General features: G+C 63.1%; 22 protein-coding genes and 1 pseudogene. 12 read left to right on the top strand and 11 right to left on the bottom strand.

Annotated elements, in window-relative coordinates; translation table 11 throughout:
* Window positions 1–14: 14 nt before the first annotated feature.
* From QGN17_RS02775 to QGN17_RS02800, 6 genes and pseudogenes are all read right to left on the bottom strand, one after another.
* Window positions 15–768 (bottom strand): annotated as a pseudogene (locus QGN17_RS02775) (IS5 family transposase).
* Between the two features lie 274 nt (window positions 769–1,042).
* Window positions 1,043–1,384: a hypothetical protein gene (locus QGN17_RS02780; protein ID WP_281042990.1), complete on the bottom strand. Its 342-nt coding sequence runs from the start codon at window positions 1,382–1,384 to the stop codon at window positions 1,043–1,045.
* A gap of 77 nt (window positions 1,385–1,461) precedes the next feature.
* Window positions 1,462–1,863 carry a DUF6481 family protein gene (locus tag QGN17_RS02785; RefSeq protein WP_281042991.1) on the bottom strand — a complete coding sequence of 134 codons (402 nt, stop codon included), beginning with the start codon at window positions 1,861–1,863 and terminating at the stop codon, window positions 1,462–1,464.
* 217 nt (window positions 1,864–2,080) lie between these two features.
* On the bottom strand, window positions 2,081–2,368 hold the full coding sequence (locus QGN17_RS02790) for a hypothetical protein (protein WP_281042992.1): 288 nt from the start codon (window positions 2,366–2,368) through the stop codon (window positions 2,081–2,083).
* 32 nt (window positions 2,369–2,400) lie between these two features.
* Complete coding sequence (locus QGN17_RS02795) at window positions 2,401–3,099, bottom strand: spermidine synthase (protein ID WP_281042993.1); 699 nt, start codon at window positions 3,097–3,099, stop codon at window positions 2,401–2,403.
* Between the two features lie 111 nt (window positions 3,100–3,210).
* Window positions 3,211–3,417 (bottom strand): cold-shock protein, encoded by a 207-nt coding sequence (locus QGN17_RS02800; protein WP_281042994.1) that lies wholly within the window; start codon window positions 3,415–3,417, stop codon window positions 3,211–3,213.
* An 824-nt stretch (window positions 3,418–4,241) separates the two neighbouring features.
* On the opposite strand from QGN17_RS02800, the gene QGN17_RS02805 reads away from it, so the two are divergent.
* Window positions 4,242–5,237 (top strand): phosphatase PAP2 family protein, encoded by a 996-nt coding sequence (locus QGN17_RS02805; RefSeq protein WP_281042995.1) that lies wholly within the window; start codon window positions 4,242–4,244, stop codon window positions 5,235–5,237.
* Between the two features lie 618 nt (window positions 5,238–5,855).
* Window positions 5,856–6,320 (top strand): VOC family protein, encoded by a 465-nt coding sequence (locus QGN17_RS02810; protein WP_281042996.1) that lies wholly within the window; start codon window positions 5,856–5,858, stop codon window positions 6,318–6,320.
* Window positions 6,321–6,548: 228 nt separating this feature from the next.
* Here the strand turns inward: QGN17_RS02810 and QGN17_RS02815 are convergent, their stop codons facing one another.
* A complete protein-coding gene (locus QGN17_RS02815; RefSeq protein WP_281042997.1) occupies window positions 6,549–7,094 on the bottom strand; it encodes a TetR family transcriptional regulator in 546 nt (181 codons plus the stop codon).
* 11 nt (window positions 7,095–7,105) lie between these two features.
* Here QGN17_RS02815 and QGN17_RS02820 point away from each other — a divergent pair, with 11 nt between their 5' ends.
* The 3 genes from QGN17_RS02820 (at window position 7,106) to QGN17_RS02830 (ending at window position 10,430) form a co-directional block, all read left to right on the top strand.
* Complete coding sequence (locus tag QGN17_RS02820) at window positions 7,106–8,218, top strand: NADP-dependent oxidoreductase (protein ID WP_281042998.1); 1,113 nt, start codon at window positions 7,106–7,108, stop codon at window positions 8,216–8,218.
* Window positions 8,219–8,451: 233 nt separating this feature from the next.
* A complete protein-coding gene (locus QGN17_RS02825; RefSeq protein WP_281042999.1) occupies window positions 8,452–10,032 on the top strand; it encodes a winged helix-turn-helix domain-containing protein in 1,581 nt (526 codons plus the stop codon).
* A 212-nt stretch (window positions 10,033–10,244) separates the two neighbouring features.
* Window positions 10,245–10,430 (top strand): hypothetical protein, encoded by a 186-nt coding sequence (locus QGN17_RS02830; RefSeq protein ID WP_281043000.1) that lies wholly within the window; start codon window positions 10,245–10,247, stop codon window positions 10,428–10,430.
* A gap of 304 nt (window positions 10,431–10,734) precedes the next feature.
* On the opposite strand, the gene QGN17_RS02835 is transcribed toward QGN17_RS02830, so the two are convergent.
* Together QGN17_RS02835 and QGN17_RS02840 are read right to left on the bottom strand one after the other, a co-directional pair.
* The gene (locus tag QGN17_RS02835) at window positions 10,735–12,894 is read right to left on the bottom strand and encodes a TonB-dependent siderophore receptor (RefSeq protein ID WP_281043001.1); all 2,160 of its coding nucleotides are present in this window, start codon (window positions 12,892–12,894) and stop codon (window positions 10,735–10,737) included.
* Between the two features lie 72 nt (window positions 12,895–12,966).
* On the bottom strand, window positions 12,967–13,173 hold the full coding sequence (locus QGN17_RS02840; protein WP_281043002.1) for a hypothetical protein: 207 nt from the start codon (window positions 13,171–13,173) through the stop codon (window positions 12,967–12,969).
* Window positions 13,174–13,371: 198 nt separating this feature from the next.
* Here QGN17_RS02840 and QGN17_RS02845 point away from each other — a divergent pair, with 198 nt between their 5' ends.
* From QGN17_RS02845 to QGN17_RS02865, 5 genes are all read left to right on the top strand, one after another.
* A complete protein-coding gene (locus QGN17_RS02845; RefSeq protein WP_281043003.1) occupies window positions 13,372–14,286 on the top strand; it encodes a LysR family transcriptional regulator in 915 nt (304 codons plus the stop codon).
* A 202-nt stretch (window positions 14,287–14,488) separates the two neighbouring features.
* Window positions 14,489–15,364: an MBL fold metallo-hydrolase gene (locus tag QGN17_RS02850; RefSeq protein ID WP_281043004.1), complete on the top strand. Its 876-nt coding sequence runs from the start codon at window positions 14,489–14,491 to the stop codon at window positions 15,362–15,364.
* Window positions 15,365–15,473: 109 nt separating this feature from the next.
* Window positions 15,474–15,740, top strand: a complete 267-nt coding sequence (locus QGN17_RS02855) for a hypothetical protein (RefSeq protein WP_281043005.1) — start codon at window positions 15,474–15,476, stop codon at window positions 15,738–15,740.
* 47 nt (window positions 15,741–15,787) lie between these two features.
* On the top strand, window positions 15,788–16,420 hold the full coding sequence (locus QGN17_RS02860) for a hypothetical protein (RefSeq protein WP_281043006.1): 633 nt from the start codon (window positions 15,788–15,790) through the stop codon (window positions 16,418–16,420).
* Between the two features lie 211 nt (window positions 16,421–16,631).
* The gene (locus QGN17_RS02865) at window positions 16,632–17,030 is read left to right on the top strand and encodes a MarR family winged helix-turn-helix transcriptional regulator (RefSeq protein WP_281043007.1); all 399 of its coding nucleotides are present in this window, start codon (window positions 16,632–16,634) and stop codon (window positions 17,028–17,030) included.
* A 16-nt stretch (window positions 17,031–17,046) separates the two neighbouring features.
* On the opposite strand, the gene QGN17_RS02870 is transcribed toward QGN17_RS02865, so the two are convergent.
* Window positions 17,047–17,355, bottom strand: coding sequence for a hypothetical protein (locus QGN17_RS02870; protein ID WP_281043008.1), 309 nt, complete (start codon window positions 17,353–17,355; stop codon window positions 17,047–17,049).
* Between the two features lie 68 nt (window positions 17,356–17,423).
* Window positions 17,424–19,187 (bottom strand): chloride channel protein, encoded by a 1,764-nt coding sequence (locus QGN17_RS02875; protein ID WP_281043009.1) that lies wholly within the window; start codon window positions 19,185–19,187, stop codon window positions 17,424–17,426.
* Window positions 19,188–19,324: 137 nt separating this feature from the next.
* Here QGN17_RS02875 and QGN17_RS02880 point away from each other — a divergent pair, with 137 nt between their 5' ends.
* On the top strand, window positions 19,325–19,906 hold the full coding sequence (locus QGN17_RS02880) for an ANTAR domain-containing response regulator (RefSeq protein ID WP_281043010.1): 582 nt from the start codon (window positions 19,325–19,327) through the stop codon (window positions 19,904–19,906).
* Window positions 19,903–21,105, top strand: a complete 1,203-nt coding sequence (locus tag QGN17_RS02885) for a CmpA/NrtA family ABC transporter substrate-binding protein (protein WP_281043011.1) — start codon at window positions 19,903–19,905, stop codon at window positions 21,103–21,105. The genes QGN17_RS02880 and QGN17_RS02885 overlap by 4 nt, the downstream gene beginning before the upstream one ends.
* The last annotated feature ends 179 nt before the right edge of the window (window positions 21,106–21,284 follow it).

Raw genomic sequence — 21,284 nt, forward strand, 5'->3', positions numbered from 1 at the left:
TCAGGACTCACTGATCAGAGCCAGAAGATGACGGTGGCCGCGAGTGCAATCGCCGAGAAGAAGGCGGTTGGGCAGCGGTCGTAGCGGGTGGCGACGCGGCGCCAGTCGTTCAGACGGCCGAACATGATCTCGATCCGATTGCGTCGCCTGTAGCGGCGTTTGTCGTATTTGATGGGTTCGTTGCGCGATTTCCGGCCCGGTATGCAGGGCTTGATGCCCTTTTCCTCCAGCGCATCCCTGAACCAGTCGGCATCATAGCCTCGGTCGGCGAGCAGCCATTGCGCCCTGGGAAGTTCGTCGATCAGGGCCGCGGCGCCGATGTAATCGCTGATCTGGCCGGTGGTCATGAAGAAGCTCAAAGGGCGGCCGTTGGCATCGGTGACGGCATGAGCTTGGTGTTCATGCCGCCCTTCGTGCGGCCGATCAGGCGGCCGAGATCCCCCTTTTTACCGCCAGGCTCGATGCCGTGCGGTGCGCCTTCAAATAGGTCGCATCGATCATCACCGTCTTGCGCTCGGCGCCGGCCGAGAGCCCTTCCATCATGCGCGTGAAGACGCCCATCTGACCTCAGCGCTTCCAACGATTGTAGAGCGTCTTGTGCGGGCCGTAATCCTTAGGCGCATCCCGCCAGCGCAGCCCGTTGCGATTGACGAAGATGATCCCGCTCAGCACGCGCCGATCGTCAACCCTCGGCCTGCCATGGCTCTTCGGAAAATATGGCTCCAGCCGCGCCATCTGCTCGTCCGTCAGCCAGTACAGGTCGCTCACAATCAGTCTCCTTGCGGAGCCTGAATCAGATCGCGGCGCTCACATCAATGGGTCCTGACCCTAGCGGCCAACAACCGCTGCTCGACTTTGAGACAGCGATAGGCACAGCGGCGCAGATGGCAAGCGACCATAGCGAGCCATAAGCGATATGGCAGCTGCTTGTCTGCTCTGAGCGGTGCATTGGAGCTCCGACCGGCCCGTCGGAGTTCGTAAATGGACGGAGTGGTTTTCATATGGGCCGTCGATCCAACTGGTTGTGGGATGTTCAAAGGGATCAGTCGGGCAGGTTGGTATTGAACGTCGCGCTTCTTAATGCCGGGTGATTATCGACATGCCCGCGCCGTAGGCGTCCATTCGCGGCTTGATCGCCCGTGTAGGCAAAGCAAGTCCCGGCCATGGCTCGGTTGATGGTGTTCGAGGCGCCGGCCATGGTTTCGGTCAAGAAGCGGCGTCCACGCGCGATATACCATGCACGTTCGAGTATCATCGCCGCTTCGAACTGATCTTCGTCGAACGATGCGCTCGCCCATCGCGCAAAGCCGGAAAGCAGAGGGCGCCCGGCCAGATCGAGCGGTCCCATAATGGCGGCATCCTCAACATCCCAGGAATGCACCATTGCCCCATCCCGTCTAACCAGCCACCCTCCGTCGCGAGGCGCGTCGGAGATGGTGGCCCATCCCCGCCGCCCATACGTCAGCGACGTCCCTGGCGCGCCTTTCGGGCCGCGTAACGCGCGTCGCGCGCCGCTTTCCGATCGGCTTCGGTCCAGTTTTTCCGCTCCGCGACCCTTTGTGCCTTGGCGCTGGCCTTCGCCTCGGCGGCGGCGTGCGCTTCCACCTTCGCGGCGGCTTCGAGGGCGGCGGCTTCCTGTAGCTCCTTCTCGCGCTTGGCGGCTGCAGCCGCTTCCTTGGCGAGAACGGCCGCGGCCCGCTTTTCCGCTTCGACTGCCTCGCGCGCTTGCCGCCGAGCGATCCGCTCGGCGATCACCGCTTCGTCCACCTTGGGTCTCGCCCGATACATGGCGAGTGCTGCACTCTTTGCGCGCGCGGCGGCTTCCTGTCTGTCTTGAAATCCGGGGGTCTTGAATGCTGGCATCTTTGTCTTGCTATCCTTATTTCCATCCGTAGCGACGCTATTGTCGAAGGTTCACGAGCAGATCTGGAAAAGATCCGGGAGCAACGCGCACAAGCGGCGGTGCATTCAGGCTCGGCTAAGACCGAAAGCACGAGACCCGATCAGCCTCGTTGACCGTTCGATTCCGTCCGGCAACAGCCGGCTCGATATACGCGGTTTATCGCCCTTGGCTAGGGCATCAGCCCGCGCGCTGGCGATAGAGCGAGCGATACCAGGCAGTCGGGCCCTGCGAATTTGCGCTTGTGGCCCGAAGCGGTAAAGCGGCGGCATGACTCGAACGCTCGGAACTGTCGAACGCGCCTATCAACTCGCGAAGGCGGGCAGCTGCCGCTCGGTCGACGACATCGTCAGGCAACTCAACGCTGAACGGCACGAAAGCCCACAAGCTCACCTTGCGGGGAAAAGCCTTCGACTGGAACTGCGCCGCCTGCTCAAGGCTCGTCATGACGGTGCGCGCACTGACCAAGGCGTGTCCATACCAAAGGCCGAATCGGCGTTCTAAAATTTCGGCGCTGACTGCTCGGATTCGGTCGTCGCTAGCCAGATCGTATGCCAGGTGTCGGGGTTTGCCTCGCCAGCGTCGACACTGAGTTCTTCCACCGCAAAACCGGCTTGTTTCAGGCGCTCGGAAAAAACAGGATCCTGATAGGCCGACCATACTGCCAACACACCACCCGGCCGCAGCGCCCGGTGGGCGGCGCGCAGCCCCCAATTGCAATAAAGCCGTTCGTTCGCGATGTGGATCAAGCTGTCCGGCCCATTATCGACATCGAGCAGGATGGCGTCGAAGCTGTCGGCCTGCTCCACGATCACGTCGTGGACATCCCGAATTTCGAGCAAAACCCTCGGATCACGAAGCGAATCCCCGAACAGCGGGGCCAACAGGCCGCTGGCCCAGGCCACGACTTTCGGCACGAGCTCTGCGACGACGATGGACGTGTCGGCGCTGAATGCGGTTCGGGCCGCCGCGAGCGTGAAGCCCATCCCCAAGCCGCCGATCAGAATGCGCTCGGCGCGTGCTCCGAGACGATCGGATACCAGCGTCGCCAGCGCTTCCTCGGATCGGTGGGCCCAACTACCCATCAACTGCTCGTCGTCGAACAGGATCTCGTAGTCCTGTCCATAGCGGACGAGTTGGAGTTGGCCGCCGCCCAGGATATCGGCGGTGTCGACAAGACTGCCCACGGTGTCAGTCACTCTCAATCTCCAGGATCGGCCGCGCCTCGGGGGAAGCGCGGCGGGATCGAGATGCGGATCTGTGAAACGTCCTGTGACGGCCGGCGGCGACCGTCAGTCGGCTGCGTCAGCTTAGGCGGGCTGGAGGTTCACCGCGGAGGTCTTGCCGCGACGATCAGTCTCGAGCTCGTAGGAAATCCGCTGGTCTTTATCCAGCGTCCGCATCCCCGCGCGCTCGACAGCGCTGATATGCACGAAGGCATCCGTGGTGCCATCCTCGGGCGCTATGAAGCCATAGCCCTTGTCGGCATTGAAGAATTTGACGGTTCCAGTGATCATATCATGTCCTTTCCTGCGCTGGGGCGTGCGCCCAACGGTTGCGCGCCGGCCTCTTGAAGCTAGAAAAGGATAGGAGGAGCAGAGCGGCCCGTATCCGTCGCAGGCAACGTCAGCGATCCGCTTATGGGCGATATCGGAAACGAAGCATAGCCTCAATCGGAACGACTCGGTCGAACATGTATTCCCGGTAGGCGAATGGCGAAGGTAGTCTATTCGTATCGGCGCGGCGGACCTCCGCCACATATTCGAGCGGAGCTAATCGGCGCACGAGCCACCGCTCGCCATTAGGTGCGCGCGCGGGCTCGCTACGCGAATTTATGCGAATGCTCGGGCGAGGCCTCTCCGTCCGGATGAGCACACCAGGTCTGGCTAATCCATGGGTGGTTCCGTTGGATGCCGGAATGGCCCATCTGCTTTGCTCGCGGCCGTTTACGGTGGAGATATGGCGTGCAACTCCCGATACTACCCGATCAATAGTAGGCACATCGCAGTCCAGAGGATTGCGGCCATAGGGACAAAGAAAAAAACGCTGGCGAAGATGCAACGATGCTGATCCGGTCTGCAAACCTGTCTAGCACGCCCGCCGCCCCTGCGCCGCTATCGAACGAAACGTCCGTCGAGAGCCCGTCAATCCGGCGCAAATCTGATCGGAGCTGGTCCGCCAAGGGATCCGGATCCGGTTCCGCTTGGCTCTGGCTGGACAACGCCGGGGACGAGGCACGGAGTGGGGGAACTGTCACAAAATGGTCACTACAGCTGGCCGCGCGTTCGGTCGAGCAAGAGTTCCGATAGCGCCGCTTGCTCCGCGAGGGTAGGCGCGTGGAATGAGCGGTTCGCGTGTTCATCGTCACCAAGTCGAACTTCGTTCTAAGGTGCCCTTCCTTCCCACCCGCTGGCTTATTCTGATCGTGACAATATCCGCGCTGATGGACGGCGTCCTGCTGCACGCGGCAGGGCTGTCGATCGCCGAAACCCCGACAGCGCTGGGCTTTGGCGTGTGGGCTCTCGCCGCAGCATTCTTTTGCATCCACTTCCGGATGCCAGCTACTGAACGACAACGAATTGCACGGGATTTCATTGAGGGATTGTCGCTCTTCGCTCTGATCAGCCTCTTGGGCGCGATCGCGAGCTATCCGCTCGCCGCTGGCCATCATGCTTTGGTGGACCCGGAGCTGGAGCGGGTCGATCTTACCCTGCATTTCCACTGGGTCAGCCTGTATGAATGGATCGCTGGTCATTCTTGGGCTCAGATGCCCGAGCGCGTGGCCTATCTCAGCATTTTTGCGACGCCAGCGGTGTTGATCGGCTATTTCGCCTGGACAGAGCGCCGCGCGGAAAGTCGCGCCTTTTTAGCGACCTTCTGGGTTGCAGCTGTCATGACACTGAGCCTCTTTCCGCTGTTTCCGGCTGCGGGGCCGTTTTCGAGCCTGTGGCGAGGAGCCGCTCCCTACATGCCGCTCAGCGCGTTGTACCAGGATCAGGTTATCTTGGCGCTACGCCAGCACGCCATCCATCAAATCGATCTCGGCGAGCTCCACGGTCTGGTCTGTGCACCAAGTTTTCACGCCGCGAGCGCCGTGATTTATATCGCAACGGCGTTACGCGTCAGGAGTCTGCGATGGCCGCTCGTCGCACTCAATATCTTGATGTTGATGGCAACTCCAGTGGAAGGCACGCATTATCTTGCGGACCTTCTGGCGGGCGGGATCGTCGCAGTCACAGCGCTTTGGCTCACCCCGGTGTTGATAAAAATGGCCGAGGGAGCAAGCTTTTCCTGGTTTCTGCGGATAAGGGAACTGCAACCCGTCGCCGCGGAGTGATCCTCCCTAGCGTAAGAAGTTCATCTTGGGCGGCGAGAGATGGCAAGATTCTTGTCCCCCAAATTTCTATGCAAAAGCCGATGCCGATGATCCAGTTGACAAAGGTCAACCGGCAGGTTTACGCCCAATGTCGGTCGTAGAAGCGCTTTTACGCTCGTCCCAATTGCCGTCCGTCAGCTTTCCGGCAAAGGCGGCGGTGGCCGATCATCGGGAAGGGGGCGGACTGGGACAAGGCGCTCGGGCAGCTGTCGGGCGGCAGCCTTGGATAGCTGCCCGACTGTTTTTGTGATTCCTGACGGACGGTAGCCGACTGGGTCCTGCCGATCAGCAGATCCCGACCCGCTGCCGAGGCTGGCCATTTCGTATAGCGCAGCAGTTCCGTTTCTTCGTCCTCAACCAGCGGTTTCGGGGAGCGGCATTCGGGAACAGATTTTGGGAACGCCTCATGTCGATTTCGCCAAGAGGCCGGCCTTGCCCGGCTGCCTGTCAATGGTTCCTTTCCGGGACGAGGCCTTGGCGTTAAGGCGCCACCATGAAGATCGTGTTCGCCATGCTGTGTCGGCTGCAGCCGGGGCGCAGGCCCTGACACCGCAGGCACGGCCGAGTGAGAGTCCAGTAATGACAGATCCCGCCAACGTAATTGCAGTGGACCACACAGGCTTCGCCGTATCGTCTCTGGACGAGGCCGTTCGATTCTGGACGGAAGCGCTAGGCTTCACACTTGAGCGGCAGTCGGAGATGGGGGGCGATTTCCTGCATCAGGTGACAGGTGTCGATGATCCGAGTGTGAAGACGGCGATCGTCAAGGCACCAGACGGCTACGCGGTCGAGCTGCTACAATATTCTAGAGGGCGCCAGAACGGAGTGGTGCCCAACTGCGCGGGATCGATCGGAGCCGCCCACCTCGCTCTGACCGTGAAGGATATTCATGCCGCCATTGTGCGCGTCGAGGCAGCAGGTTGGAAGGCGAAGGGTAGTCCGCTGCCGATCCCGGGCGGCCCACGGAAGGGAACTCTGGTGGCCTACGTTGCAGGCCCCGATCATATCACGATAGAGCTCATGCAGCCGCCAGCCCGTCAATGAAGCTAGAGCAGCTTCCCGCCTCATTATCGTCTTCGGGACGGCAGCCATAGCGCTCTCCGGCCCCTAACCTGACCATCCCACGCCGATCGCCGAAGCAAGGCTGCACAAGGCCGTGATGAATAGCTGCTGGTCGGCAATCGGGAGGCCGGCTCACGCGTCGGAACGGCGATAACTGGTCGCTTTCGCCATCTTTTACACCGGAAAGCCTCACCGCGCCTTGCCCCGGGATCAGGACAAACGCGACCAAGCTTGGAATGCTCGATCGAGATGCTGGCCCAGGCCGGCCGATGGATCATTGAACCACGACTCCATCGCCTGTCCGATTACCCCCATGCCGGACGCGGCCGCCAGCGTCGCGACGTCCTGGTCGACGCCGCGCATCCGCAAAGCTTCTGCCAGCAGCATGCTGGTGGCTGCGGCCTTGGCCAGATAGCGCTCCTGCAGCACGGGCGTAACGGCGATGATTGCGCGCGCCGGCTCGCTCAAGGGGCGGTTGCGCTCGAGCAGCGGGATCAAGGACACGAAAGCGCGGCGCAGCAGCGCCATCGGCGACAGGCCGTCGGACGCCTCCGCGATCGCGGCTGACAGGCCCTCGTGCAGCGCGTCTTCGTCGAACAGCACGTCCCGTTTGCTCGCGAAATAGCGGAAGAAGGTACGTTCGGTCACCCCGACGCGCGCCGCGATTTCGGTAGCGGTGGTACCGTCATAACCCCGCTCCTGAAAAAGCGCCAGTGCCGCCTCCTGCAGTCTGCGCCGCACATCCCCCTTGCTCATCGCCCTACACCTTGTCAGCCGCTGACATTAAATCTATGTCAGCCACTGACAGGCTACGGCTCCGGTTGCGACGGTGCAAGCCGCACCTGTCCGTTTCAGTTGTGCAGGAGATCGACATGATGATGGTCGCGTCCACCGCCAAGATAATGTGTACGCTGCGTTTCCACGAATTCGGCGAGCCGGCCGACGTTCTGCGGCTCGAGCGGGCTGCCATGCCCGAGCCGATGGCCGGCACAGTGGCTGTGCGGGTGGACGCCTGTGGGCTCAACCCGGCCGACTGGGCCTTGTGTCGCGGCCTGTTTCCCGGGGATCTGCCTCGGGGCATCGGGCTGGACGTGTGCGGCACGGTCACGGCGATCGGCGCGGGGGTGAACGACGTTTCGATAGGCGACCGCGTGTTCGGAGCAGCGGACTATCGCAACCATCCGACCGCCGGTGCCTCCGATCATGCGGTTTTGGACCATTGGGCACCGGTCCCGGAGGGACTGGGGCCGCTCGAAGCCGCCGCGCTGCCGATGGCGGTCGAGACCGCCTGTCGCTACATCGCCTTCCTCGATCCCAAGGCCGGCGAGACGTTGCTCATCAACGGCGCGGGCACGATGATCGGTTTCGCGGCGGTGCAGGTCGCGCTGCTGAAGGGCGTTAGGGTCGTCGCAACCGCCGGGCGAACATTTGCCGATCAACTGCGCGCGCTTGGCGCCGAGGTGACGGCGCACGGCGATGGCATGGTCGAGCGGCTGGGCGCGTTATTGCCGGCTCCGCCGGATCATGTGCTGGATGTCGCACCCGTCAATCTTACACCCGGGGGCGGCATCGCGAGCGCCCTGCCGGATCTCGTCAAGGTCGCCGGCGGCGATGCCAGGCGCGTCGTCACCGTTGCCGATTTTGCGGGCGCCGCCGCGACGGGCGCGCGGACCGGCATGGAAGACATCACGTCGATCGAGGACGTCATGCGGTGGGACCAACTCGGCATCTATGCCGCCCATGCCGCCGATGGTCGGTTCACGATCCCGATCGCTCGCACCTTCGCGCTTGAGGATTGGCGCGAGGCACTGGAGATCAGTCTGAGCGGAAAGTCGGGTGGGAAGCTTGTCCTGCGGATCGGATGCGATATCGGGGCTTGATCTGGCCGATCAACGACCGCTTACGACTTCCCAATTGCTGGCCGTCAGCTTCTGCTGCCTGACGACAGTCGAGCTTGATCAGCGCGATCCCGCCGGGGACGTCGCGCTGGCCTACGGTCCCGCGTGATTGTTGAAAAGTGAGAGACTTCCGCGCCGCCGCGCTTGGCCGCATTGACCATCCAATCGATTTCAGGCGAGGAGTAGTTGGTGAGGCGCTGACGGACGATTAGGGTATGAACTACGAGCGTACCACCCGATACGGCGACCTCGTCCTCGACAGAGAATGCTTGTTCGCGATCCGCGGCGGAAACAAGGTTCATTTCACCAGGAACGAACGCGCCATCCTGCTGGCGCTGTCGCGCAATCCGAACCTGCTCATGACACGCAGCCGCCTTCTGGACGAGATCGAAGCGGATGAGGACCGATCAGACCGCTACATCGATTTCCTCATCAACAGGATCCGGTTCAAGCTGGACGACAATTCCAAATCGTCGACGTTCATCCATACCCGCTATGGCGAGGGTTACACGTGGGTCGCGACGCAGAATGCTGTTGTAAAGATTGATGCATTCCTGGTCATCGCGGCGAAATTTTCTCCCGATCGCCATATCATAGGTCGAGATGCGTCCGCGCTGATCGAAAGGCTCCACAAGGCGATCAGCGCGGGTGTCGCGCCTCACAAGACGATCCTCGCGAGTGAGAACTGGCGCCACGGTGTCAAGGACAAGGTGCGCCACCTCCTGCACCTCAATTTTCAAGCCAGTGGCGAGACGATCTTTTGCGTGGTCACACTGCGTGAGATGCCGTCGAGGCGGATCACCATGTCTTTCCCGGTTGACCTCAAACCGTCCAACGCGGCGAGCCTCACAGCAGGAATAGACGAGATTTCTCGAACAGTTGTGGTCGCTCTGAATCGCAGCCTCGACAACGCATCGACTGGCCTCGGCCTGGCTTCGGGCGACCCGACCGAGGACCGCCTGCAGCAGACTTCCATCGTTCTGCTCGGTGCGAATCCGCGATGGACGAGCGGAGCCCAGCTCGCCGAGGAAAGGGCGCACCATCCCGGCAACGCCGATCTGGCATTCCAATGGTGCTTGCATCTCTTTTCCCGCCTCACCGTCGCGAATCCATTCGAATCCGTCGACTTGGCGGAGCGTCATCGCTTCGAACGCGAGATCGAGGCGACGGTGCTGGAGCACCTGCCTTCCGCAGAAGACAATCCGTTGCTGATGTTCGCCGCCGCCAAGTTGCTTTATTACATCGACCGTGGGCATCTCGAGCTCGCCGAAGATCTGGCCGACCGCGCGCTCGCCCGAACCGGCGACTCCACCGCTTCCTTTGCCCTCATGGGCCAGTTGCGTTGTGCGCGCGGCCGCTTTGACGAGGCGGTAGAATTCTTCGATCGAGGCACGAAGCAGATCGACCTCGGGCGCGATTTTCAACTCCATATCAGGACCATGAAGTGCCTCGCCCTTCTCGCGGCGGGGAGGCGCGCCGCGCTCGATGCCGCGTTGGCGCAGATCGACACGGCGCCGCCATGCCCTCACTACATCGCCTCCATGGTCGACTGGACTTTCTCGCCCCACGAGCAACCGCTGTCGGCCGCATCGGCAAGAGCGCTCGCCGCGATTGGCCCGACGGGTGCGGCGAACGCGATCGAATATGCCTACCTCACCTCCGTGCGACAGATGATCTCGGAGCAGGCCCGTGCGAATGTGATGCGCGGTCTGATCGCGCAGGTCATGCGCGTCCATGGCGTATCGGCGATTCCGGCCTTCTTTCGTAGCGCCATCGGGCTGAACGCCGCCGCGTGATCCGGTCCGCTCCCTGCTACGGGCAGCGATTGTTTTTCCCTCCAAATATTGAGCTAACAATTCGGCGATAGCTGGCTCGGGACGGCGGGGCGCGTCTGGGAAGGCTCGGACGCGCTCCGCCGACGTACATCAATAGCGATTCTTTGCGGGATGGCTTTCCCCGGGGGGCGGGGGGCTCGCGTACATCGATCCGTCACTTGGGAATTTCCGGTATGCTTTTCGATTGGCTGGCGAGCGCAACGACGAGGCGTCTTGCACGGGAGGAGGCCACCTACGCGATGCGAGAACATGGCGAACGCGCCGAGGATGCCGTCCGCACGAAGATGGAACAGACGACCAGCGAGCAACGCCGGCAGATCTATCGCCTCACTTTGAAGGCGCTGCGGGACTTGCGGTAGCCTCGCCGGTCCATCCATATTGGTGGAGCCGCCCTCGCAACAAGCCAGCTTTCCCGTTTAATCATGCCCGCATTCTCAGACGGCAGAAGCTATACTGACCGCGCTTCCGCTCAGGTGTCCCGGCGCTGCGACCTGCCGGTCAAAAGCGCGCCAATTGTCGATCATTCCCGATCTCACGCACGGATCCTAATTGCCGCCCGTCAGCATATATGCATCAATGACTGCCCCCCTGACATCGAGCAGTCGACGGACCAGTCCGTTTGGCGCTTGCCAGATTGGGGGAAAAGCAGCACGGGCGCCCAACTCAATAGCTGAAGCGCAGCGTGCCGATCGCACTGCGCGGTGCGGCGTAGAAGGCCTGGCCCCACTCCACCGAGTTCAGATATCTGACATTGGTGACGTTGCGGATGTTGACGCTGGCTTCGACATGCTCGGCGATCTTGAACCCGGCGAGCAGATCGAGCGTGGCATAGCCGCCCTGCCGGATCGGCAGTCCGTTAGAATCGTCGTTGCCGCGCACCGCGCTTTGATAGCGGAAATTGGCGCCCAGCTTGAAGTCGTGCCATTCGGGAATCTGGTAGGTGGCGGTCACTTTCAGCGTGCCGCGCGGCACGAAAAGACGCGCATCCGCGCCGGTGTCGTCGCGCAGGTGCAGGTGCGTGATGCCGCCGCCCAGCATCCAGCGATCGGTGACGCGGCCTGATATCTCGGCTTCCACGCCGCGCGCCGTCGTGGTCTGGCCGGTGTAGAAGGATCCGCCGATCGGCCCGTTGCCGTTGGTGCCGTCGAATGTCCCGGCGAAGGTGGCGAGGCCGCTCTGGCGGGCGCGGAACACGGCGGCGGTGGCGTAGAGCTTGCCGTCCAGCCAGTCGCCCTTGATACCCGCCTCGAGACTGCTGCCCCTGGCTGGATCGAGCCGCCGGCCGGTCGAGGCGACCTCGACCTGCGGATTGAAGATGTCGGTGTAGCTCGCATAGACCGTCAGGTGCTTCGTCAGGTCGAACAGCAGGCCCGCATAGGGGCTGACCTTGCTGTTGCTGCGCGCCTCGTCCGTTCCGTAGGAATCGCCCGTGGTGTCGAGCCAGATCGCGGTGAAACCGGCCACGCCCTTCAGCCGGTCCGCAAAGTCGATGTGCGCGGCGCCGTAGACGCGGGTCAGATGGTCCTCGAGATGACCCTCCCGCGTGATCGGGCCATAGGTCGGCACCGGGAAGCGCGCCGAAGCGAGCTGGCGGATGTCGCCATAATCGAGGGTGGCGTCGGTATCGGCGTCGGCCTCGGTCTGCGGCGCCCAGCCGCTCGACACGCCGAAGGCGAGCTGGTGGCGGCGGCCGAACAATTCGACGCTGCCCGAGGCATAGCCGTCGACGAGATATTGCTTGTAGCGATCGCGGAAGAGCGACGAATAGCCTTGGATGCCCTCGCCGGTCGCCGGATCCGGCCCGATCTCGCCGCCGGACGCATAGAGCACCCGCGCGTTCGACTTGAGATCGTGATAGGTGAAGACGCCGCGCAGCGTCCAGTCGCCGCCTACCTTCCAGGCGAGCTCGCCGAAGGCGGTCTGGTCGAGGTTGTTCCAGTAGGTCCAGGGCTGGCCGGTGTTGGCCGATCGTTTGTACGGGATGCGGCTGCCGTCGTTGAACACCAGCGGGAGCGCGCCCCAGATCACGCCGCGCGAGCGGTTGTCCTGGGCGGAATAGCCGATGGTGGCGGTCAGGTCCGGCGTGATGTCCGCCGCCAGCAGCACGCCGCCGACATCACGATTGGTGTGATTGTAGTCGAGGTAGGAGCCGCGCTCCTCATGCGCATCGATCACGCGGGCGCGGATCGTGCCGGCGGCATTGAGCGGGCCCGATACGTCGCCTTCGATGCGCCACATGTCGAACGATCCCCCCTGGGCCGATACATTGGCCTGGAACTGCGCGGTCGGGCGCTTGCGCAGATAGTTGATCGTCGCGGACGGATTGCCCACGCCCGTCATCATCGCGTTCGCGCCCCGGACGATGTCGACGCGCTCGTAAAGGACGGTATCGAGATCACCGAACTGGACGCCGCCCTGCAGCGCGACGCCGATCCCGTCGACCTGCCGGTTAGTCACGTCAAAGCCGCGCGATGTGTAGTCGGTGCGATCGGTCTCGTTGCGGTTGACGTTCACGCCGACCGCCTGATCGAGCACGTCGGCGATATTGGTCAGCGCGAAATCCTCGATCCGCTGACGATCGATGACGGAGATCGACTGCGGCGTCTCGCGGAGCGAAAGATCGAGGCCGGTCGCCGACGCGCTTTCGTTGAGTTGGGCTTCCTTCAGTTTGGCGGCGGTGACGACGATGTCGCTGCCCTGCTTGTCCTTCGCATCCGGATCGGCGGCCATGGCCGGGAGCGCGACGAGCGCCGCGCAGGCTATACCGGCCAGCAGGATCACCTGGCGGGATCGCGAAAAAGCCTGCGCCCGGAACGCCGTCATCATCTGTTCATGCCCTTCTTGCCCCGACGCGCGGCTCCATGCCGTCTCCATTTTTGCGAGTCAAACGCATTATCAAGAAAGCCTTTCGGCATCGGCATGCAGTGCGACCCCGAAAGCGCACAGGGCGGCAGCGGCGTCCGTGATGATGCTCCGAAGCGGTTGCGGCATCCCGTCGTCGATCGTCCCGACCTGGGCATCGGCGATCAGATGCAGCAGCCGGAGTTCGTCCAGATGGACGTAGGCCGCCCTCGGCGGCTGGATGGCGAAGCCGTGGCCCATGACGGTGCGAGCGATCTCGCGAAGGTGTTTAAGAAGCAGCCCTGTCTCAAAGGCGCCCAACTGCAGTCGTGGCCGACGTGGAGGGAGACTCCTAATTGCAGACCGACTGCTCTTTCAAATGCCCAGAGGGGATGAGCTCCAAAAAATACGCCGCCCGGTGAACTGTCGTCGGTTTGGGTTTCCCGCTAAGCCTCGAACATGCTCGACGCACAAAGCCTCGTCACGATTTTCCTCGCCAGCGTTGATACGGGCAGTTTCGCCGCCGCGGGTCGGAAACTCAATCTGTCACGCTCCTCCGTGGGCAAGGCGATAGGCCGGCTCGAAGACGATCTTGGTGTTCGGTTGTTTCATCGGTCCACCCGTCAGCTCGGGCTGTCGGAGGACGGGCATATCTTCCTGGAACACGCAAAGCGCGCCCAGGCGGAGTTAGAGGTCGCCAAACAGATTTTTGCCTCTAGTCGGGAGGTGCCCGCCGGAGTGCTCCGGGTCTCGGCGCCGTCGGCTCTGGGGCGCCACGCGATCGGTCCTCTGCTGATGGACATGGTTTCCCGATATCCCGATCTGAAGCTTTCGCTGTCGCTCACCGACCGGCCGATCGACCTGATAGACGAAGGCTATGACATGTCGATCCGCATCGGCGCTTCGCTCGATACGATCGGCATCGTCGGCAGAAAGATCGGCATGCAGAGGATGGGGCTGTATGCGGCACCTGCCTATCTGGTGGCGCATGGCGTGCCATCGCGCGTTGACGAGTTGGAGGAACATCAGATGCTCGTCTATTCCAAGGAACGGAGTTTGCGGTGGCGAATGTCGACCGACGCTCCCGCTGTGCGCGGTCTCATAACTGGGGTCGGCAAGGCGCGCTTCGACGATTTCGACCTGTTGGCGGATAGCGCGATACGAGGCCATGGGATTGCGAGCCTCCCCCATTGGCTCGCCGGCCCTCATGTGGTGAGCGGTGCCTTGGTGGAACCGTTGACGATCCCGTGCCGGGCATACGATATCATGGCTTTGTGGCCGCAAAGCGAGTTCTTACCGGCCAGAACACGGGCAGCGATCGATCATCTGGCACAGGCATTGCCACCTTTCCTGGCAGAGAGGATCGCGGCTTAGACGGCTCCGATTGTCGCTTACATCGCTACAATGTCGATCCCGAACGGCGCGCGATGGAGCGACGCCGCCCCGCTATAACGATCACACCCGCAGGCGGATCGACGATGGACGCAAGCGGACACCATCCACGCGCGGCCGATCAGGCTCGCCTGTCCCCATGGGGACAGGCGTCTGGGCCGAGTGCCTATTCGGAGATCGGTCCATGCTTCTGCCCCAGTTCCAGGCCCCCGGCGTCAACCGTCGCAGAATTGGTGAGATGCTCGTCACCATGATCAGCGACGGCTATCTCGACGTATCGTTCGACGTGCTGTCGGGGATCGAAACGGCCGAGGCCGAAGCGGTGCTCGCCGCGCACAACATATCGCAGCTGCCACGCATGAACATCAACGTCTATGTCGTGCAGACGACGCAGAACACGATCCTGATCGACGGCGGCGCTGGCGGCTTCAACGGATGGGGCGGCCGGCTTCCCGCCGCGCTTGTGGCTGCAGGCGTCGATCCTCTCCAGATCGACACGATCCTGCTGACCCATGCCCATCCTGACCATATCGGCGGATTGGCAGCGCCGCTGGCGCAGCCGCTCTTCCAAAATGTGCAGCGGCTGTTCGTTCATCAGGTCGAACATGCGTTCTGGACCAACGATAGCATAAGGGCGGGCGCCCCCGACGGCTTCAGACGCTTCTTCGACCTCGCGACCAATGTGTTCAGCGCCTATCGCGACAAGCTCGTTCTCTTCAGCGGGGAGAGCATCATGCCCGGCATCGATGCGGTGGCCCTGCCGGGCCATACGCCTGGCCATACCGGGTATCTTCTGAGCGACCGGGGCGAGTCCCTGTTGATCTGGGGCGCCATCGTTCATTTCCCACATGTCCAAATCGATCATCCCGAGGTCACCATCGCCTTCGACGCCGATCCGGACGCTGCGGCAAAAGCGCGACGGCGTATCCTCGACCGGGTGAGCGACGAGAAGCTTGCCGTCACGGGCATGCATTTCAACATGCCGACAGTGGGCCGGATCGTCCGTGCAGGCAGCGGCTATGCGCTGACCTATGACCCCTGGTCCCCAGCCTTGATCTAAAAGGGGTGGGCGGGGATTCATGCGCCGCCGATCGACGAATGCCGCAGCGATCAACTCCTCGGCCACCATGCCGACGTAAGTGCGCCCCCCTCTGACGGGAGATTTCACAATGCGTGAAGACACCGCCGCGAGCCGGCATGCGGGACCCGCTCTTCGGCCGGGCGACTGGGCCATCCTCGCCGCGGCGTTGCCTGCGATCGCCATCCTGTCGCAGGGTGTGCACGATCTTGCGATCAACTGTCTCGGCATCCCTTATCCTTACGACACCGCGGTTCCCGTCTGGGTCAGGTCACACGCTATGCGGCGGCGGTTCTGTTTTGCCGTCGCGCCGGGTGGTGGCTCGATCGCAGCAGTCTGCTCGTCGCAGCGGTTGTAGCCGGCACGACCATCGCGGCGACCGCAGAATCGCTTCGCACAATCGTGATGAACTGGGTGGTTGTCGACGGTACGAAGGGGCTGAATTGGCTGCCCGTGCTCGACGGACAGCTGCCGAAGGCGCTGACGAATTTCTATGAAGGTGCTGCGGCGCTGCTGATCGCACGCGGGACGCGCGGCGGTGGGAAGGCCGATCTGCTTTTGGCCATCGCCATCGCCGCTGCCAGTGCGCTAGGCTATTTCGTGCTGCTGCCGGCGATGCAAAACGGTTTGGACGCGATCGTCAGATATACGGGCGTTCCGGATCCCGTCCCGCTCTACCTGCCGCCCTACGGCTGGCATGTCCGAACCTATATCTATCTGACATTTTTGGAGCCGGTATGCGCTGTGTGGTTCATGGCCGCGCTGCTATGGCCGGACCTCATGCGCCGAACGCATCATCCTGTTGGCTGGTTTGTCCTTTTCCTGCTGTTTCTCGACGGCAGGGCGGCGTCCTTCGCATTGTTCAGCTTTTGGATCGCGAGGCCCTTTCCCATCTCCTTCCTTTCTGAAGGCCAATTCTTTGCAGAAACGCTGATCCTTGCTCTTCTCGTCGGTCTTCTACGGAAAATCCTCGACGGGCGCGGGATGAAAAACAGGAGAGTGGCTGTCAGATCCGATTGTGCCCCGCGTCGTTCGTGATCTTGACGAATTCCCGCCAACACGTAGTCAGAATATGAGCAGCCATTCGGTTAAGCGCGCCAATTGCCGCCATACGCGCGCCATCCTGGATCTTCCAAAAGCGGACCTCCGCTTCGGGCATCTCGCTGTGACAGATGCGGGTAGACGTAGTCCTACCGACGGACGTGCCGGCAGTGGTGCATCTCGGCCGTCGTCGCCGTAGAAGGCGCTAATGGACGAAGATCTAAGCGACGGTCATTATGAAGCCCTGGCGAGCATTCGTCACGAGTTGCGCCGCTTCCTGCACTTCAGCGAGCAAGCCGCCGCATCGTCAGGCGTCACACCCCAGCAGCATCAGGCTCTTCTGGCGATTCGGGCCTCAGGAGGCTCGATGCTCGTGGGGGAGTTGGCCGAACATCTTCTGCTGAAGCCGCATAGCACGAGCGAGCATGTCGATCGTTTGGTGAGATTGGGATTGGTCCGTCGTCTCGCGGGTAAGACAGACAAGCGCCAGGTGCCGATCGAATTGACCGCAGAGGGCGGCGCGCTGCTCGCATCCTTGTCGCGCGTGCATCGCGATGAGCTTCGGCGAATTCGCCCATTGCTGACGCAACTGATCGGGACGCTCTGATCTTCCTATCCTCTCGCTAAAGCCGATTGTTGGAGTGGTGAGTTGCAAGCTTCTGGAGCATGCGACGCAGGCGGTCTTGTTCTCGCCAAACCTTGCCGACGGGAATCAGCGCGAGCGCGCCGATGGCGAGAAACAGCATAATCATCTGGACGAACGGCCGCCGTGCCGCGCCGGAGATGATGAACAAGGATACGAACACTAGCCAGGGTCCAAGCTCGGGGAACCGCACCCATTTGAACACGTGCCATGCGACCCAGGCCGCGAGGGCGGCTGCTATGATACCGCCAAATACCTGGAGCATGCAGTTGGCAGACACGACAAGCATATCGCGGTCCCCCTGCTGGTGCGTATAGCGTCACGACATAAGTATCGTGAAGCGATATATGCTCCTGATCAAGTCGCTTTCGTGAAGCGGGAGCGCGCGGTTTCGGCGTGCCGATGAGCGCTCCGCGCCTTGAGAAGATCTTGTCTCGAGAGAATGCCGACGACGCGATGGGCCGTATCGACGATGGGTATGCGGCCGACCCCCGTCTCGATGATTATGTCGGCTATCTCGCCGCAGGGCGTCTCCGGATAGGCGGACGGTTGCGAAACGTCCGATAGCGTCTCAGCGAGGCTTGTCCTGCTATCGACACCCTCGACCTGCCAGCGCAGCGCGTCGGTTCGCGAGGCCATTCCCAGCAGCCGCCCTTCGGCGTCGACAACCGGATAGCTGCGATGTTTCGCCCCCTCGGCAAAATGGTCGCTCGCTGCGGCCACCGTCATGGAGCCGGGCAGGGCATCCGGATGTGGGGTCATCAGCTGGCCGGCCTGCAGGAACTCCAGCGGATCGACGGTATATTCCTGAAGGATGTGGCGCCCACGCCGCGCAATCTTCTCGGTCAGGATCGATCGGCGCGCGATCAGCACGCTGACCGCATAGGCAATGGCTGCCGCAGCGATCGTCGCGGGCAGGCCGTCGAGGTGGCCAGTCAGCTCGGCGGAGAAGAGGGCACCGGTCATTGGCGCGCGCATCGCCCCGCTCATGATCCCGGCCATGCCGATCATCGCCCAGAAACCCGCATCGCCTGGCAGGACGTGGCCAACCAGACAGCCGGTCGCGCCGCCGAGGATCAGCAATGGCGCGAGAATGCCGCCCGACGTGCCCGATCCGAGGGCGATCAGCCAGACGATCGCCTTCACGAACAGCAAGGCGAGCACCACGCGGGTCACGAGGCTGCCGTCGAGCAAGGCCTGGATGCTGGCATAGCCCGAGCCCAGCACATGGCGATCGACCAAGCCGCCGATGCCGACGAAGATCGCGCCGATCGCGGGCCACCACATCCAGTGGACGGGCAGGCGGTGGAACAGATCCTCTACCCGATAGAGCGTGCCGGAGAGCAGGGCCGCCTCCAGCCCGACGACGAGGCCGAGCGCGCCGGCGGCCGCAATCACCCACAGGCCGGCCGGCTGGCCGGAGGCGGTCGCGAACATCGGGCCTGCGCCGATCAGCAACGGTCGCCACGCGAAGGAGACCAGCACGGCCACCACCACCGGCACGAAGCTGCGAGGCTTCCACTCGAACAACAACACTTCGATCGCCAGCAGGATGGCGGCAAGCGGGGTGCCGAAGATCGCGGTCATGCCGGCGGCGGCGCCCGCGACGAGCAGGGTCTTCCGCTCGGCGGCGCTCAACTGGAAGCATTGGGCGAAGAGCGATCCGATCGCGCCGCCGGTCATGATGATCGGCCCTTCCGCGCCGAACGGGCCGCCGCTCCCGATCGAAACCGCGGCTGACAAGGGTTTAAGCAACGCGACTTTAAGCGACAGACGGCTTTCGCCGAACAGGATGGTCTCGATCGCCTCGGGAATGCCGTGGCCACGGATCTTGTCCGATCCGTAGCGCGCCATGACGCCGACGATCAGGCTGCCGATCACCGGGATGACCGCCACCGCATAGCCGACGGGGCTGTCGGTGATCAGCGCCGGCCCGGCGGACAACCTGCCGAACCAGAAAAGGTTGGTGGCGAGCGCGATCAGCTTGAGAATAGTCCAGGCGCCGAGCGCGCCGCCGCTTCCCACCACGATCGCCATCGCTGCGAGCAGCAGCATCCGCCAGTCCGCGCTGTGATCGCCGAGCGGGCGGTGGCGGAGGCGGTGAGGGGCATGAAGGTTCATGAAGCGGGCTAATATATCGTAGAGCGATATTATTCAATCTATCCCTTGTTCATCCGGTGACGCATTGCGAGGCGGATTGACGGCGCCGGTTCGCGCCGACACTTTCTTCGCGACTGCGGAATCGGGGTGGCTTGTCCTTGCGGATCGTGATCGTCGACGACACCGGGCTGCGCGCGAGCATCCTCGAGGATGGCCTCGCCGAAGCCGGATTCGACGATATCCACATCGTCCCGCCGCGCGGCGGCTTCGTCGCCCGGATCGAGCGCCTCGCGCCCGACGTGGTGCTGATGGACCTCGGATCGCCGAGCCGTGACACGCTGGAGGAGATGCTGGTGGTGAGCCGCGCGCTGGCCCGCCCGATCGCGATGTTTGTCGACCATTCGGACGACGACATGATCGGCGCCGCGATCGACGCCGGCGTTTCCGCCTACGTCGTGGATGGCTTGCGCAAGGAGCGGGTGAAGCCGATCCTCGATCTCGCCATCCGTCGCTTCAACGCCTTCGCCAAACTTCAGTCCGAACTGGACGAGGCGCGGACGGTGATCGCTGATCGCAAGACCATAGATCGCGCCAAGGCCATCCTCATGAAGAGCCGCAACCTCGCCGAGCCCGACGCCTATGCGCTGCTGCGCTCGACCGCGATGAATCAGGGGCGTCGCATCGTCGAGGTGGCCGAGGCGCTGATCACCGCCAGCGATCTTCTGGGAGATGGCGCATGACCCGGATTTCCGCCGCCTTCCTGCCGCTCACCGACAGCGCCGTGCTGGTCGCGGCGCGCGAGAAGGGGTTCGCCGCCGAACAGGGGATCGAACTCGATCTGATCCGCTCCGAAAGCTGGGCGACGCTGCGCGACCGGCTGGTCTACGGGCAGGTGCAGGCCGCGCACATGCTGGCGCCGCTGGCGATCGCTGTAACCTTGGGGCTAAGCCAGCACCCGGCATCGATCTCGGCGCCGTTCAAGCTCAGCGTCAACGGCAACATCTTCGTGATGGGCACGGTGTTCGCGGCCGCGCTCGATCCCGATATCGCGCGGCGCGTCGAGGATCCGATCGCCACCGCGCACGATTTCGCCGCCGCGATCGGCCTATACCGGCGCAAGCCGGTGATCGGCATCGTCCATCGTTTTTCCTGCCACGCGCTGCTGCTGCGCTACTGGCTGGGCTATGCCGGGATCGATCCGGATCGCGACCTCGTGTTGCGCGTCCTGCCGCCGTCGCTGATGGCGGCGGCGCTGGAGGCCGGCGAGATCGACGGGTTCATCGCGGGCGAGCCGTGGAGCACCGTCGCCGTGCAGGCCGGCAGCGCCGAGATCGTGATGGTCGGCGCGCGGGTCTGGCAGCGCGGCGTCGAGAAGGTGCTGGCCATGCGCACCGAATGGATGGACGCCAATGCCGAGACAGTCGACCGGTTGCTGATCGCGCTCGACCGAGCAGCGGCATGGTGCGACGACCCGGCGCATCATGGCGAGCTGGCCGAGCTTCTGGCGCGCAGGGAGTATGTCGGACAGAACGCCGAGGCGATGCTGCCGACGCTGGCCGGGCGGCTGATCGTGCGATCGGGCGAGGCGCCAGTCGAGGTGCCCGCGACGATGCTGTTCCACCGCGAGGCCGTCGGTTTCCCGTGGCGCAGCCATGCGCTGTGGATCTATTCGCAGCTGGTCCGCTGGGGCATGGCGGAACCGTCTCCTGAGGCGGAAGCCCGAGCGGCGGATGTCTTCCGCTCCGACATCTACCGGCGCGCGCTGGCCGATACGGGCGCGCCGATGCCGGGCGCGAGCCTCAAGGTGGAGGGCGCGCTGTCCAAGCCGATGGGCGTTGGATCGCACAGTGCGGGCTTGATCCTTGGTCCCGATCGATTCTTCGACGGCAAGACGTTCGATCCTGCTGATATCGAGGGATATTTGCGATCCTTCGGGTGATGAGAAATTTTGCACTTGCGAAATGAGACGATTCGATGAAGTCTTGAAGCGTCGCGCAAGGATGCGCGTCTAGCGGAGCAGCGCCCCAGCGCCGGGGCCGTCTCCATCAGATCAGCAAAGCCGCTGTCCGGCCGTCGCCATGCGCGAGGGGTCGGGGCGGCTTTTTTCATGTCCAACGC

It is taken from the genome of Sphingomonas oryzagri (genome assembly GCF_029906645.1).
In the GTDB taxonomy this organism is placed as follows: Bacteria; Pseudomonadota; Alphaproteobacteria; order Sphingomonadales; family Sphingomonadaceae; genus Solisphingomonas; species Solisphingomonas oryzagri.